Source organism: Peribacillus sp. FSL K6-1552 (assembly GCF_038005205.1).
Lineage (GTDB): Bacteria > Bacillota > Bacilli > Bacillales > DSM-1321 > Peribacillus > Peribacillus butanolivorans.
The window spans coordinates 3620514-3636594 of record NZ_JBBOST010000001.1; the positions used below are offsets into that span (position 1 = coordinate 3620514).

The 16081-nt window shown below is 36.0% G+C and carries 14 protein-coding genes; 5 read left to right on the forward strand and 9 right to left on the reverse strand.

The window, feature by feature from the left end; all coding sequences use genetic code 11:
- Window positions 1-608: 608 nt before the first annotated feature.
- Entirely contained in the window at window positions 609-998 is a 390-nt protein-coding gene (locus NST21_RS17325) for a cupredoxin domain-containing protein (protein WP_340890415.1), read from the reverse strand.
- A 667-nt stretch (window positions 999-1665) separates the two neighbouring features.
- Here NST21_RS17325 and NST21_RS17330 point away from each other — a divergent pair.
- On the forward strand, window positions 1666-1827 hold the full coding sequence (locus NST21_RS17330) for a hypothetical protein (protein ID WP_098178196.1): 162 nt from the start codon (window positions 1666-1668) through the stop codon (window positions 1825-1827).
- Window positions 1828-1935: 108 nt separating this feature from the next.
- Here NST21_RS17330 and NST21_RS17335 read toward each other — a convergent pair whose 3' ends face one another.
- The 3 genes from NST21_RS17335 to NST21_RS17345 form a co-directional block, all read right to left on the reverse strand.
- Window positions 1936-2079: a hypothetical protein gene (locus NST21_RS17335; RefSeq protein ID WP_162245338.1), complete on the reverse strand. Its 144-nt coding sequence runs from the start codon at window positions 2077-2079 to the stop codon at window positions 1936-1938.
- Between the two features lie 272 nt (window positions 2080-2351).
- Window positions 2352-2564, reverse strand: coding sequence for a DUF6366 family protein (locus tag NST21_RS17340; RefSeq protein ID WP_340890416.1), 213 nt, complete (start codon window positions 2562-2564; stop codon window positions 2352-2354).
- A gap of 167 nt (window positions 2565-2731) precedes the next feature.
- Complete coding sequence (locus tag NST21_RS17345) at window positions 2732-4138, reverse strand: catalase (protein ID WP_340890417.1); 1407 nt, start codon at window positions 4136-4138, stop codon at window positions 2732-2734.
- A gap of 1391 nt (window positions 4139-5529) precedes the next feature.
- Between NST21_RS17345 and NST21_RS17350 the strand changes: the two genes are divergently transcribed.
- Window positions 5530-6792: a cation:dicarboxylate symporter family transporter gene (locus NST21_RS17350; protein WP_340890418.1), complete on the forward strand. Its 1263-nt coding sequence runs from the start codon at window positions 5530-5532 to the stop codon at window positions 6790-6792.
- Window positions 6793-7411: 619 nt separating this feature from the next.
- Here the strand turns inward: NST21_RS17350 and ltrA are convergent.
- The 3 genes from ltrA to NST21_RS17365 form a co-directional block, all read right to left on the reverse strand.
- Window positions 7412-8674: a group II intron reverse transcriptase/maturase gene (gene ltrA, locus NST21_RS17355; protein WP_053344638.1), complete on the reverse strand. Its 1263-nt coding sequence runs from the start codon at window positions 8672-8674 to the stop codon at window positions 7412-7414.
- Between the two features lie 727 nt (window positions 8675-9401).
- Window positions 9402-10169, reverse strand: a complete 768-nt coding sequence (locus tag NST21_RS17360; protein WP_340890419.1) for a hypothetical protein — start codon at window positions 10167-10169, stop codon at window positions 9402-9404.
- 196 nt (window positions 10170-10365) lie between these two features.
- The gene (locus NST21_RS17365; protein ID WP_207196649.1) at window positions 10366-10536 is read right to left on the reverse strand and encodes a Fe3+ hydroxamate ABC transporter substrate-binding protein; all 171 of its coding nucleotides are present in this window, start codon (window positions 10534-10536) and stop codon (window positions 10366-10368) included.
- Between the two features lie 382 nt (window positions 10537-10918).
- Here NST21_RS17365 and NST21_RS17370 point away from each other — a divergent pair, with 382 nt between their 5' ends.
- Together NST21_RS17370 and NST21_RS17375 are read left to right on the forward strand one after the other, a co-directional pair.
- A complete protein-coding gene (locus NST21_RS17370) occupies window positions 10919-11866 on the forward strand; it encodes an IS110 family transposase (protein ID WP_340888221.1) in 948 nt (315 codons plus the stop codon).
- Between the two features lie 5 nt (window positions 11867-11871).
- Window positions 11872-12150 carry a hypothetical protein gene (locus NST21_RS17375; RefSeq protein WP_340888220.1) on the forward strand — a complete coding sequence of 93 codons (279 nt, stop codon included), beginning with the start codon at window positions 11872-11874 and terminating at the stop codon, window positions 12148-12150.
- Between the two features lie 276 nt (window positions 12151-12426).
- Here NST21_RS17375 and NST21_RS17380 read toward each other — a convergent pair whose 3' ends face one another.
- Complete coding sequence (locus NST21_RS17380; RefSeq protein ID WP_340890420.1) at window positions 12427-12621, reverse strand: hypothetical protein; 195 nt, start codon at window positions 12619-12621, stop codon at window positions 12427-12429.
- A gap of 232 nt (window positions 12622-12853) precedes the next feature.
- Here NST21_RS17380 and NST21_RS17385 point away from each other — a divergent pair.
- Window positions 12854-14004, forward strand: a protein-coding gene (locus NST21_RS17385; protein WP_445670500.1) for an IS3 family transposase whose coding sequence is annotated in 2 segments (ribosomal slippage) — window positions 12854-13103 and window positions 13103-14004 — 1152 coding nt in all. Because the reading frame shifts where the segments join, the coding sequence is not laid out codon by codon here.
- A 421-nt stretch (window positions 14005-14425) separates the two neighbouring features.
- Here NST21_RS17385 and NST21_RS17390 read toward each other — a convergent pair.
- Window positions 14426-15046 carry a hypothetical protein gene (locus tag NST21_RS17390; protein WP_340888982.1) on the reverse strand — a complete coding sequence of 207 codons (621 nt, stop codon included), beginning with the start codon at window positions 15044-15046 and terminating at the stop codon, window positions 14426-14428.
- Between the last annotated feature and the right edge of the window lie 1035 nt (window positions 15047-16081).

The window sequence follows — 16081 nt, forward strand, 5'->3', positions numbered from 1 at the left end:
CTGTATTCCACTGAATAAATTTATCATCACTTAGGCTGATAATATAAAAATATCTGGTTTCATACTTGTTTCTCATTGGTTCCTCCAGGATGAATTTTGGTTTCAAATCTTAATTCCAGTTTACAATACGAGTTATATCCTCTTAAACTATCCTACTACTTTTGTATTTTTAAAAAATCTCCTTATCAAGCCGTCACCTAAAAACAAAACAATTGCACAAATTATTAAAAACCACCAACCAAGTCCTTTCCAATACGTTGTAGCTAAAATCGTAATCAGAAAATACCAAGCTATAATTACTAACCCGTATAAAAACTTCATTTTAACGCCCTTTCTTTATAGACATTAAGAAATCCCCTCAATTATTTTTAAAGTATCCTGCCCCGTTAGCTCAATATTTACTTCAATTTTATTAGTACCATTAACACTAGTGAATATGGAAAAAATCTTTTTCTCACCTACCTCTTTACTTTACAAAAAGTTAGCATTTCCCTTTTTAAAGGAGCATCCGTTTGTGGAGGAAAGTTAGCTGTTATGATGATGTCAGGGTAATAATAAGTAAGTTACCGTTGCCTATTAAAAAAGCAAGGCCCGTTTGGCCCTGCTTGTTATTTGACTATTACTTTTCCAACCATTCCTTCTTGTAAATGGTACCGACATATCAGATCATATGTACCGGTCTTTTTCGGTTTCACGGTAATGGTTTTTTCATTTCCCGGCTGGACTTCGGCGTCAATACTGAGCTTTTCCACTGTGAAGGTGTGCTTTTTCGTATCTTTGTTTTTCACTATCAACGTTGTCGTTCTTCCATTCGGAATAGTAATGACTTTCGGATTAAAGTAATTATCGTTCAACTCGATCTCAATCGCTTTCACTGACTCAATTGGCTGTGTTACGACGCCTGACTCGGCAAATACACTGAGTGAGCCTGGAGTTGTCACAACCACAATCATCGCAAGCAAAACGACCAATCCAGTTAACCACTTTTTCACAGACATTCGCAATCCCTCCTTTCCTAAGACTATCTTTTTCCAATTCATAAAATATTATCACTATAAATTAGGTTCCAACGTGCTTCAAATAGTAACTCTTTTATTTGAAACAGTGACAAAGAAAAAGAATCGACTCTAATGGCGATCTTCTGGAATCCATTCTACTTCATACGAATAGGTAAGGGTTTGACATTATCGCTCCCTTTTCCCCTCGTTCACACCGTACATGAGATTTCCACCTCAAACTGCGTTCCAACTAATCCAATTCGATTTAATCATCAACACTTCTGAAATCGTTACCCCTTCAGTGTCTCAATTCTTCTGTTTCAATAAGTCGGTGCCTCCCGTGGGAGATAAACCTTTTTTAGTATTACGAAAACCTTATTTACCGATAAAGATTTGCCTTACATGATTACATGAATCTTCATTAGTCTAGTGGCTATCCCTCCATGTGGATAAGACATTTCATTGGTACTATTCCACCACTTTCCCGATATAAAGATAAGTTATACAGTGGCTAGTCTCACTAGTGTTTTCCTTATCAACGCATCATTGGGAGTAAGCCCTCCACGTTACCAGCTTACAACGTTGAATTATATCTATTATGGAATGAACTTAGGTGCTTCCTCCCTACCCCTATCTCTTTTTCTAAGAGAGAAGGGAGGTGACCGCAATGGATCTTCTAAAAGACGTATTAGTGGAAGTAGCTAAAACAGTTGCCAATTCGACAGTTGTATATTTATTTAGCTTCCTTCCTGCTAAAAAAGTCAAAAAGAAAACCACCCGTTCTACATCCAAACAGCACGGGCGGCCTTCTAAGAAGCGTAAGATTTAGGAGCAACCGACCACTTTGGATTGGTTACTAGGCGAGATGTTAGCGCATCTCGTCTTTTTTATATATTCCACGTTATAACATAAATATACTAAAAAGATAAAAAAGAAACTACTTTCCCTTCGATAGTTCTTGCTTTATTTTTCTCCGGTTATATGATCCTTTGCCTTTCTTATTCAAAATCACACGAGTTGAGGCATCAAATCCCCAACTTAATCTACTATTGGTCATTTCACCGATTGTTTTCTTTTTCATATACATACCTGCTTTCTTTGAAACTTACTTAGTAGACCGCTACATTATTTCACAAGGCTTTGGCTTTTTAAATTCAAAGTATAAACAACTTTATTATCTCCATACATCAGGATATTAACAGTCGAAATTTCGTTTAAATTTGTTAACTCACGCATACTTCCTTAAATTAATTCGGTCGTCCGTTGCATTCCAAAAGCCTCTAAAAATCGGGCCATATTGATACCGATATTAAACTAACGTACCCGTAAGTTGAACAAGGTTAAGTAAAATCTTTAAAAAAATAGTTTATATAAAACATATCCAACTATTAAAACAACAATTAATATTCCTGTTTCTTTCCAACCTAAACCACTAACTAAGTCTGCTGGATTACCATATTCAGTTCTATTAATTCCATCTTTTAATGCACCTGTTGGATTTTTTTTTAGTTCTTCTTGTCTTAACCTCTCTCTTTTTTCTTCAGGCGTTTCATGGTGATTATTCAAACTAAGCACCCCCCTACGAATAATATTCTGTAATTTATCGTCTATACCTTCTTACACTAACCTGCCTTGTTAGTTCCATAAGAAAAAAGAGCTGCCAAAGCAACTCTCTTATTGAAGTAAAGCACCCGTTAGTTCATTAGTCTTAGTAAATTTTAATTTTTATATCTTTATTGTTTTTTTAGTTGTATCTCAATTCTTTTTGCCAAGTCAGATGATACCTTATTTAAATACTCCATAACTTTCTTTCTAATATCATCGGATATGACCATCAAGTCGCTAGCCAAATTTTCTACAAGATGCTCTTTTTCTATAGGAGTTAACTTCATGTAGAATTCACCAGCCTGCACAAAATCATCATGCTTTGTTATAGAAGTTCTTTCTAGTTTCCCTTCAACATATCTTCCATCACCACTTGTAATTTGGTTAGCCGTTGTCCAGTCTTGCTGTTGATTGACTGGTACTTTACGAAATTCAGGCCCAATTCTTCTTCTTTGAGAATCATTATAAACATTGGCTCGGCCCTGCAGTATTTTATCATCAGATAATTCTGCACCGTCAAGTAAATTTGAAGGGGAGAAGGCGACTTTTTCTACTTGTTCCTTATAATTATCAGGATTTTTACTTAATACCATTTTCCCTACTGGTATAAGAGGATATTCTTTCTTATCCCATACTTTTGTATCGTCTAAAGGATCATAAGAAAGATGGGCTTCATCTGCAGGATCCATGAGCTGAACGTATAAGCCATATTCCACTGGTTTACCACCCGCAATAGCATCGAATAGATCTTTACCAGCATAATCAGGGTTTTCAGCGGCTAGTCTATTTGCTTCCTCGCGACCAATGTATTGTACACCTTCAAATGGATACCAATGGTATTTAACATACTTTCTAATACCTTGAGCATTTCTCCAAACATATGTATTCACACTATGTCCTGGTATGTGACGAAGACTTTTTACTGTACCTGCGTCAGAGTAGAGACGTACAATAAAATGAATAGATTCGGGTGCTCTTGCTACAAAGCTCCAAAAACTATCAGGGTCAATTAAGTTATTTTTGGGTGAAGGTAAGAATGCTTTAATAAATTCTGGGAAACGTATCGCATCACGAACAGAAAAGACGGGGATATGATTACATAAAAGGTCAAAAACACCTTCTTCTGTATAAAATTTTGTAGCGAAACCACGTACATTTCTGGAAGTATCAGGTGTACCTTTCGTACTGACAGCTAATGAAAAGCGAACCATAACAGGTACCTTATGATCAGGATTTTGTAAAAAGTTCAGTTTTGTGTATTCGGACATTGAATATATCGTTTGAAAATAACCAAATGCACCAAATCCTTTCACATGAACCGGTCTTTCTAATATTTTTTCATGAATAAACTCTTGTAAGGACTCGTGGAGTACACTATCTTGTTCCAGTACAGGTCCTCTAGAGCCGACTGTCTGTGAATGAAGTTTAGCTGACTCATCATTAGTCCTGTTGGAGAGGTCTCTATATAACTTTTTTCTTTCATTATAGTCTTCTTCTGATAAAGCCTGCCTCTGTTTAGAATCTTTTTCATTCATTATCATGGCCTCCAAAATTCATTTTCCTTCAATCGTTACTAAATATGATTATTAAGCCTCGAATATGTATCTTCTACTTTTATTTTCAACATTTATTAGAAATATAGTTTTTTAAAGTTATCAACTTTTTTCAGGACAATACAAAAAAGTCAAATTAAATCAGTGTTTGAACATACCGCTAGGTAAAGAAAACTCATATGCCGTGGACCTGTTGGAATAGGTGGAATTATGGAAAAATGAAAATGACGAAGGGAAATTACATGTGCAATAAAAAAGTATTACTTTTCTTAGTTTGAAAAAACATAAGTAAGCTAAATAAACCAATAACAGCAATAATAAATAATAGTGTCTTTACATCTGTACTGTATTTTCAGTGTTTGATGGGAATGACGTTGCCATATCTTCCTTAACATAATCGGTTATAAATGCGAGAATTCCTAAAGTGATTACGTACGTGAAAAAATCAATATATACACACCCTTTCCTATATTTTACGAATAGAACCCCCATTAGTTTCATAATATTTCCTTTTAAAACTAAAATGTCCCTTGATAGAAGAAAAAAATGAAAAAAGGGAACTGTTATGGCAGAAAATCAATCAAGTTTACCTTGAAAAATGTAGGAATCATCCGATATATAAAGAAAATTAAGTGTTTATATTGAGAACAATAATGGTGGTGCGTGATCAATACGGAAATTATCGAAAAATGTCGAAAAAAGTCTTATATTCCCGAATTTTCTTTAAATAATTATTGTAAGCGCTTCATTTTAATGTTACATTATTGATTCATCCCTTAAAAATAAGGAAGAAAGGAAGTATTTTATATTCACTGAATAGAACTACATAGATAAAAAAGGAGGATGAAATTGGTAAAAGAGGAAGCGTAAATGGGGATTTACACCACACACATATCTCAAAGATTACCAAACTTTATATCCAACTTGCGATTTTAAAAAGATTTTAAATGTCTCATGTTTTAATATCATTTGAAGAGGATGAATTTTTATTATCGTAGAGAAAGATGGCGTGTCCCTTAATCCTATAATAAATATTTATAGATTAATATTTTTATTATAAGTTGGTTCTCTTAATCTTATTAATAGAACCGGAAACCATTTTTCAGATGTTTTCCACTAGGGGTGAACTCAGAGATAATAGGGTATTTGTGTTTCCAATTCCTAACCCGACAGCGCTAACCTCGTCAGCTTCTAAAGGGAACATGTATGAATAGTCACGCCAATAGGAATCGACAAACGAAGTGTCTTTTCTTTCGGTATAAAGACAGAATTTTTAAAAAATAAAAATCACTTTCTTTCTATTTAATAACTTGTATCCCTTACGAGACAAAATGTTTTTACATCAAAGACTTTATGGAATGTGAGGAAAGTAAATGAAGAAAATTAAATTAAGTTTAGCTAGCCAAATATTCATTGGATTAATTCTAGGGATTATTGTTGGTGCCATTTTTTATGGTAATGAGACTGCCCAAGGCTATTTACAACCATTGGGAGATATATTCTTACGCATGATTAAAATGATTGTTGTACCAATCATTGTTTCAAGTCTGATTGTTGCCGTTGCAGGGGTAGGCGATTTGAAATCAGTAGGTAAAATTGGTGCCAAATCACTTTTATACTTTGTGGTAGTAACGCAAATAGCAATTCTTGTTGGTCTGGTTTCCGCTAATTTACTTCAGCCGGGCGCTGGTATAAACATGAACCAGCTTGAACAAACAGATATATCCAGTTATGTAGATACAGCAGAAACTAAGCAGCATGAATCTTTTGTAGATACAATTGTTCACATCGTACCATCGAATCCGATTAAAGCGATGGTAGAAGGCGATATGCTAGCCATTATTTTCTTCTCTGTATTATTTGGCGTTAGTATTGCCGCAATTGGAGAAAAAGGTAAACCGGTATTTCGATTCTTCCAAGGTACGGCAGAAGGGATGTTCTACTTAACCAACTTGATTATGAAATTCGCTCCAGTCGGTGTATTTGCACTAATAGGGGTAACTATCTCTAAATTCGGTTTGGCGTCATTAATTCCTTTAGGTAAGTTAGCGCTTTCAGTATATGGAACAATGCTTTTCTTTGTACTTGTCGTTCTTGGAATTATTGCTAAAGTAGTAGGGTTTAGTATTTTTAAATTGATTAAGCTTCTAAAAGAAGAGTTAATTTTAGCATTTTCAACAGCTAGTTCGGAATCCGTCCTCCCAAAAATCATGGAAAAAATGGAGAAGGCCGGATGTCCAAAACATATTGCATCATTCGTAATTCCGACAGGCTACTCTTTCAACCTTGATGGTTCTACGTTATATCAAGCATTAGCAGCCATTTTCATTGCTCAAATGTATGGAATTGATTTGAGCATCATGCAGCAAATTACCTTAATGCTAGTGTTGATGATTACATCTAAAGGAATTGCAGGTGTACCAGGTGTCTCCTTCGTCGTCCTTTTGGCAACACTAGGCACCGTCGGTATTCCAATTGAAGGCTTAGCATTTATTGCTGGTATTGACCGTATTCTTGATATGGGTCGTACGGCAGTGAATGTTGTAGGTAATGCACTTGCAGCAATCGTCATTTCTAAATGGGAAGGTCAATTCCACCCTCCTGCCAATAATAAAATTCTAGAACAAGTATCTTAATATTAAAATCCAGAGTAGTGTGTCACTCTGGATTTTTTTTGTGTAGTTTTCTGTTTACCTTCACGTCAGATCATTCCTTCCTGCTTCCAAATTTAGTGACTTTCATTTTGTCTCAGTCATAAGTCTTAAAAATGAAAATGCCAGATTGCCAGATGTTCAATTAACATTTACTTTCTTTTAAGGCTTTACTTCCTTCGTTAATCTCATATCTTACTGAGGAGCTCTATTTTTTTCAAAATCAAAAAATAGCTATCTACAGGAATGCTAACCTGCCCGTTAGTAGAATAAATCTATTTAAATATAAAGTATAGAACAATTGCCCCAACTACAATAACCCCTCCAATTGTGGGGCTTCCATAAAACGTTCTATTCCATCCATCATCAGTATCAATTTTGCTTTTTTTACGTTTACCTTCATCATTTCTCAAGGATTTCACCTCTGATTATTCCCTTCGCCTTTGACATTTATCTTTATTACGATTTAACCGATTTAAAGTTTCAAATTCCTAAGTTCTTCAACTATCCTGCCCCGATAGTTCCATAAATCGAGTAGGAGGAGGCGCCTAGCCTCCGACCTCTCACACCACCGTACATACCGTTCGGTATACGGCGGTTCAGTTTAAGTCTGACGTAGTTTTGTATATCGTTCATATAGATTTACTAACCCATGATGGAGCCAATAAACATTATTAAGGGTTTTGTCTAGAATAGGACTATGCGCTATGCGCCAATAACCCTTTCTGCTATTTCCCCATTCATATGCTTTTCCAAATGGGACGCCTAATCCTTTGAGTTTCTTCACCCTCGTTCTTGGCAATTTCCATTGCTTCCATAGGCACATCCTGAGTCTTCTTCGAATCCATGAATCTAAATTCTTCAATACGTTCGGAGTATCAATGAGGGCGAAATACCCCATCCAACCTCTAAGGTATTGCTTTAACTTATTTATTCGGAGTTTCATGGGTATCGGTAATTTTCTCGAGGTCATTTCCCTGATTCGTTTCTTTACTCTCTTCACCGTTTGTTTAGCCAGTAGAACCTTCGGGTTCTTCTTTGACTTCGTGAAACTAAAACCGAGAAACGTTCTGTTCCAAGGGCGATCATACTTCGACTTCTCGTAGTTGACCTTTAGCTTCAGTTTATTTTCAATGAAGCTTGAGATATTTCCCATTGCACGTTTGGCGGCTTTTCGTGTCTTCACAAAGATAGTACTGTCATCCGCATACCTTACGAATCGAAGATTGCGTTTCTCTAGTTCTTTATCTAAATCGTCTAACATGATATTAGATAATAAAGGACTTAACGGACCTCCTTGCGGAGTTCCCTCCTCACTTTTATGAAAAAGTCCGCCTATCATAATGCCTGCTTGAAGGAATTTACGAATCAGTTTGAGAACTCGTTTATCTTCAATTTTCCGCTCTAACATTCCCATGAGCTTGTCATGATTCACTTTATCGAAGAACTTCTCCAAGTCCATATCCACTACCCATGTATAACCTTCGGTTATATAGGACTTTGCCTTTCGAACCGCCTGGTGCCCTTGTTTGTTAGGGCGAAATCCATAGCTATTCTCCGAAAAGGTTGAGTCATATATCTTAGTCAATATTTGGGCAATGGCTTGTTGAATGAAACGGTCTAGAACGGTTGGAATACCCAATAGCCGAACTCCGCCGTTTGGTTTCGGGATTTCGATACGACGGACGGGCTGCGGTTGATAGGTACCCTGTAAAAGGGCAGTTTTCATGTTGTACCATTCGGTTGCGAGGTGCGGTCTCAGGTTTTGAACCGGCATTCCATCTACACCATGGCTTCCCTTATTTCTTTCTACACGCTTCAATGCCTGTATTAAGTTTTCCCTCTCTAGTATCTGTTCCATTAACATCGTTGATATCCTTTCCCTGCGTGGACGAGATGGTCTATTTGTGCCTTTATCTGCTCCGCCCTTTTGAAGTTCCCCGTGTATTCACCACTTCTTCCTTCAAATAAGTTCCGTTAGGAATTGTTTGCTTCTTCGCAGATAACGAACGCCTAGTATTCATCCTCCTTAATCTGTTCGGTCCTTCCTTATCTTCTCGAGTAGACAAGTACTATGACCTCTGCTGACTTCTGATGATTCAGCTGTCCATCACTGGACAGGTTACCAAGTGTACTTGGCTGTCATCAGACCTCCCCGGGTAAGAGTGCAATCTTTCCCTCCATCTATCTGCTTCATTTACTCTGTACCACCTTCGGCAGTAAGGACTTTGTTTTGTTTCGCAAACTCATCCAATGATACCTAGCCTTATATGAAGTTCGTGTTCCTCAGACCGGAGGTTTGCCGCTTGCTTCCTTCAGATTCCACGTCACCGTGGACACCCTTGCATTAAGCTAACCACTACTACTGCCTTCATGGTTCGGGACTTTCACCCTATAGATTGCACCCATGCCGGGCGCACGAAAAAGCTGCCTTAAAGACAGCTCTGATCTTCAACTAACGCACCCGTTAGTTCCGTAAGAAAAAAGGTTGTCGCAGCAACCTTTATTTAGTTATAGAATTTTACTAGCATATCATCCAGTAAGATATGAAGGACAAGACAAATAGCTAAAAGAGTCTGGGAGATTCCATTCATTTATTTATAGTATGGAGGGTAAGCCCCCTCACCACCATTAGCGGATAAAGTTCCACGTTCTACTTCATACGAAAAGAACCAGGAACCCTTTTCCTTTCCTTTGTCCCATCCCTCAGTAAAAGTAATGATATATTTTTCTTTTCCTATTTCTTTTGCAGATGTTTCTCTCTCGACATGATAACCGTCAATCATTCCATCCCATTTGCCAACATTTTCAGGGAAAACATCAGTAACAGTACCATTACCAGCAGTGGCAAATTCAACAGCCTCTTCCATTGAAAAGGGTGGCAAAGGTTCTGATATTATCTGAAAATATCCCGATAGCAAACCACATGCTAAGACAGGGAAAAGAAAAAACATCTTTGTACTCAGTTGAACTTTAGCTCTAACATATAGCCATCTATCAATAAAAGCATAGAATAAAGCAACTACCATTCCGGCTAATGCTAATGTCGTTTCCTGAAAAAACAAACCATTTGATAAACCGAAAAAACCATGAAACAAAACGTAAAGCCATGTATGTTTAATAAACCATTTTGTTTGTAGATATTCAATGCCTACCGAAACCAGGTTTCCATAAATCAAGACAATTGCACCCACATACATACTATATATAGATAACCAGCCTAAAAATTCACCTCCTAAATTATAGGGAGTTCCCACCTTAATTCCGCCAGCCATATATAAATAAGCTAAGATAATAGAAGTAATCGTTGTCGTGACATATGTGACTGTTATTTTCCTCTTTATCAGACTTTCAACATCCATTTAATCCCTCCCTTTAGTTGTATATTTTTTTATACGAAAATAGTATGATTCCACAATCACAGCACACTCCTACAAAAGTTAATAAAGAAATAATTAAAAAAGAAATAATTTATTTAGTCACCCCTCTACAACCTAAGATTACCACAATAGCCCATATTTGTTATGCAACTAACCTGCCCCGTTAGTTGAATAGAGTTTAGTAGGATTTATTATTAAAACAGTCTTCACAAATGAATTTGCCTTCGTTTCTTAAATAAGCTTTTATCTCAGTAAAACCTTTTCGTTTTGGGTAACGCATTTTTACAAAAACAAAGTCATCTTCCTTAATCTCTTTATCACATACAATACATTTAGGTTTATCCCACAACACAACTAAACCTCCTCCGCCAAATAATAATTTCCTTAATACCTATACGAATAACTTTTATAATAGTTTCTTCAACTATCCTGCCCCTTTAGTTCCATAAGAAACTTCTATGGCGGCGATTCTCGCCGCCACCATCTACCACGAAAACCTGCTCTTTACCCAAGATAAAGTCTAACCCATTAAACCCTTGACAATAATGGATGATAACAATACAACCAGGCTGAATCTTTTTTGGTGGATCTTAAGGAAGATACCCTGTATAAGAAACTGGTTGTGACAGTATTGAAGAACCATTTAGTGTACTACAAGTACGTATACAAAAATTTTTGTAACAAATCTCCTGTCATATGTATTGTTAATCTTTTATTGAGGTGATTCTCCTATGGAAGCAATGATTGAACGGTGTGCTGGCCTAGATGTACACCAAGAAACAGTAGTAGCCTGTGTATTATTTGGTCCATTAGATAAAAAGCCAAATACCTCTATTGAAACGTTTTCAACTACAACAACAGGACTCTTGGCTTTAAGTGATTGGTTAACTACCCTTCAGGTATCCGATGTTGTAATGGAAAGTACTGGAGTCTACTGGAAACCAATATGGAATATACTCGAAGATTCTTTTCACCTTGTTCTTGCCAATGCCAGACATGTCAAAAATGTTCCAGGGCGTAAAACTGATGTGAAAGATGCCGAATGGCTTGCCAAGCTTCTAAGATGCGGACTTATTGAAAGCAATTTTGTTCCACCGGAGGATATTCGTGATTTACGAGATCTTACTCGTTATCGAAAAAAATTGATTCATCATCGCACCTCAGAGCAGAATCGCATTCATAAAATTCTTCAAGATGCTAATATCAAGCTAACATCCGTTCTATCAGACATTTTTGGTGTATCGGGACGCCGTATCCTTGAAGCGATTCTAAACGGTGAAAAAATAGAGACCGATGGTCTTCGAAAAATGGTGGATAGGCGAACAAAAGCTAGTATTACGGACATTTCCAGTGCAATTAATGGTCGTATTCGCCGTCATCATCGTGATATGTTGCGTTACCATTGGGGACATATGGGTTATTTAGAAGAAGCCATAGAAGAATTGGAAAAACAAATCGATCAACTCCTGTCCCCATATCGTAAGGAAGTAGAATTATTGGATGGTATACCTGGTGTGAACAAAGCAGCCGCAGCAACTTTTATCGCAGAGATGGGCGTTAATATGACCGTATTTAAGTCGGCTAAACATCTTGCCTCATGGGCTGGCGTGAGTCCCGGAAATTATGAAAGTGCTGGTAAAAAAAAACAAGTAAAACCACAGAAGGAAACAAAGCATTAAAAACGATGGCCGTAGAGTGTGTACTGGCAACCTCAAGGCAAAATAATCGAATTGCTTCACATCGAAAAAGGATTACCAAACGACAGGGGAAAATGAAGGGACGAATTGCTTCTGCTCATTTACTATTGACGATTGCTTACAACATCTTAAAAACCGGAGAACCCTATCATGAACTAGGCTCAAATTACCTTGAAGAAAAACAAATGAACAAAGAATTAAAAATGATCGAATACCTAAAAAAGAAAGGCTATACAATCGATCCATCAGAACAAAAAACTGCATAACCAGTTAAAATAACGACATAGTACATTTACGTCCTTCAAAAAAATTAGAATATGGTGGGCTTATTTAAGTATGGCCTTTCACTAAAGTGTTTTCATACAAAAAAGGCTGCCGCATCAACCCCTGTTAATGAACTAAAGCACCCGTTAGTTTAAGTACATTTCTTCACGATCTTGCATAGTTCATATCTTCTACTGTGTCCAAATTTTAAAAATAACTTGACCATCTTTAGTTATTTTCTCTGTATAGATATTAACATTCACATTATTATAACGAGCCTATTCTGGTAAGTAATTTGCTAAGTATTTGAATACCTTCTCGTCAGGTGTAGCATATCCAACATTAATCTTATTAAATAAATACGGAACAAAATCTGGATATAAGGCATCCACCCATTCTTCGGCTTGAATTTCTGAATCAAAAATACGATTATCTTCTTTATAACTTCCATTTATCCATTTAACATTCTCCATTGGAAACACCTGCTTTCCAAGTTTATCTACCGTTTATTGATATATTCTTATTATGCTAACCTGCCCCTTTAGTTCCATAAGGAAAAGCTGCCTTAAAGACAGCTCCGATCTTCAGCTAACGCACCCTTTAGCTCAATAAGAAAAACATATCTTGTTAAAGTGGAGTTAGTATAGTTTCATGGACACATTTTAGTTAAGTCCTTACAATGATTTTTGAGAGGATGTGTCCGTCTTGGAACGTAAAAATACAGGTAAAAAATATAATAATGAATTCAAGAAGACTATTGTAGATCTTTATCACTCGGGTAATTCGGTCAAAGAATTAAGCGGCGAATATGGCGTATCAGAAGTTACCATTTATAAATGGGTTAAAGAATTTACTCCTATCGGTTTAGGGGAAGAGTCCATGACTCCAAAGGAATTAGCCGCCATACAGAAGGAAAACCTTCGGTTAAAGCAAGAAGTTGAAATCTTAAAAAAGGCTATGGCCATATTCGCGAAAAAGTAACCGAGACAGATCTTACCGAATTTATTGAGGAACACAAGAAACAATATCCCGTACAGAAGATGTGTGAAATACTAGAAATCCCAAGAAGCAGCCATTATCAGTCCCTTCAAATAGTCGTATCAAATCGCGAACAGGAAAACCAAGAACTCACGAAGGAAATTCATCTGATTTACCTGGAAAGCAAGGGACGATATGGGGCTCCAAAGATTCATGAAAGCTTATTAACCAAAGGGTTTTCCCTAAGTCTAAAGCGTGTTCAACGTTTAATGAGCAAGGCAAGAATTCGTTCTATTACTAAGAAAAAATACCGTCCCTATCCATCTAAAGAAAAGGTTATTCAATTGGATAATTTGCTAAAACGAGACTTCACTACTCAGACCATTAATGAGAAATGGGTAGCAGATATTACGTATATCCACACGTTAAAAGACGGATGGTGTTATTTAGCTTCGGTATTGGACCTTCATTCTAAGAAAATAGTAGGGTATTCATTTTCTCGTTCAATGACGACAGAACTGGTCATAAAAGCTTTCAATAACGCACACATTTCACAAAAGCCCTCGGAGGGCTTAGTTCTTCATACAGATCTTGGCTCACAATATACAAGCAGTGAGTTTACTCAACATATCCAAAACCATCATATTAAGCAATCCTTTAGTCAGAAAGGTTGCCCGTACGATAATGCCTGTATTGAATCCTTTCATGCCCTATTAAAAAAGGAAGAAGTCAACCACGTACAATATCTAGACTATCAAACAGCTAAATTAGCGATGTTCCAATTTATTGAAGGTTGGTATAACCGAAAAAGAATTCACAGCAGCCTGGGCTATCAAACCCCACAAGCCATTGAAGATCGAATTAGGAATACAGCTTAAGATTTAACTTTTTAGTGTCCAAAATATTGACTCAAATCCAAAGTAATACATTTTATAACGGTTAATTTTTATTTTTGTTTAATATTTAAAGTAAAAAATAAGTTAACAATTCCTAATATCACAAGGATTCTTGAAACAATTCTTGAAACATTTAAATTATCTATAAAACTCAACAAAAAGACCCCAATTAGAATAATGATACCTAATGAAATGCTTAAACTTAGCTTTTTATTTATACCAATCTACCCCTCAACGTTAGTTTAAGTACACTCTTTCACAATCTTAACAATAAATAAAAAAGCCGTCCTAAAAGACAGCTAATCCCTAGCAAATCACGAAGCCCCCTATTATAGCAAGTATTACTTTAAACTTTTTAGTGTGAAGCATTGATTCACTTCCCTTTGAGGTACATATATGTACCTTATTGACCTACATAGTAATTGCTTATTATAGGATCACCCAAAACAAAACCCTGTTTAACATATAAGCTTTTTATTCTTATGGTCCTTCCCTGTTCGTCTTTTTCTATCCATTTATAATGTTCGACTCGTCGATCTGGACGCAAAGAATCATAGTTTACTTCTCGTTCTATTTCAGTAGGCGGACCCCAGGAAGAGTATTTGATATTAGAGGAAATCATTCCCTCGTAAGGTTCTATGTTTTTTAATTTTTCTCCTTGTTTTACTTCTATCTGTTGTAAAGCAACATTAGCTTGTTTGGAGTATTTAGGAACATCTTTCACCATTTCAAAACATTGTTTGGCTTTTACCATATTCCTTTGAGTCAAAAATTCCGTGCAGTCTTTGGCGACGATTGTATAAATCTCTTTAAGTTGTTGGTCAGAATCTCTAAATCCGGGTATCATTTTAAAACGGTTTGCTGCCAAATAGTAATCTCCATCAGAAAAAGATTCCTCTGCCCTAGAATATATCTTGTTTTTTTCTACTAAATCGTCGATTCCTAAATTGTGATATAAAAACCAGCAAATACAAATGCCTCCTACTATAGCTAGTGTTACTTTACCTTTTTTAGTTTGGAGCATTGATTCACTTTCCTTTCCAACGAAGTATATATATACCATTTCACTAATTTAATAATGTAATAGCACTACACAGGAGACTTGAATTCCTGTTTTTTTCTTTTTTTAAAATAATGTATATATTGTACCTATAATGTTAAGGAATCAAAATTTTATTTTCTCTAATAATCTCGGGAAAGGAAGAGAAAAGAAAAGGAGTCTCAAGGTTCGGGAGAACACGAGAAAATATTCAAAGATAGGAACGTTTTCTATCGATGAGAACAAATAAAAGAGACCACCTATTAAGTGGTCTCTTTTATTGCATCTTATGGAACTAATGCACCCGTTAGTTCTATAAGACTTATTGTAGACTTGACACAAACTGCGAAGTATCATTTAAATTACGGGGTATTTACGATAGTTGGAATAATGACGATAATTAAAGGAAGGAATTAAAAAAGCTAGAATAAATTCTCTAAAAGCTAAATTATACAGAGCATCAAATGCGATTAGGTGAAGATAGGAGATTTAATCATGTTAGTATGGTCGCTTCATATTTTGATATGTTTCATGGTGTTAGGAATAACATTGTTTCCTGCACAAATAGTAGAAAGTAATAATATTATTGGGATATCTGGACTATTAGGAGTTATTTTAGTGGGTACAGGTATTTACATTGGAGGAGGAGAGTCTTTACATGCATACCTCTATATAACATTTATATTACAATTGATTATTCTAGGTCTTTTCTTATTACTCTACCGTCTTTTTAAAAAGGTGGGGTATTCAAAGTTAATAAATATCTGTTCAATTTTCTTAATCCTAATTAGTCTTTTAACTTATGTTTACTATATTATCGCGAGTTTTATATATTATTAGACGAAAAATTAGGAGGAAGTTATAAAAAAAACGCTACTGAACAGTCCGAATAAACTGAGAGACTGTACTACACATATCCATACAGTCACATTGTGAAAGCAAACGTCATTCACTGTGCGTTCACACTAAGCTTTTTCAACTAAACTACCTCTCTAGTTCCATAAGAAAAAGGCTGCCTCA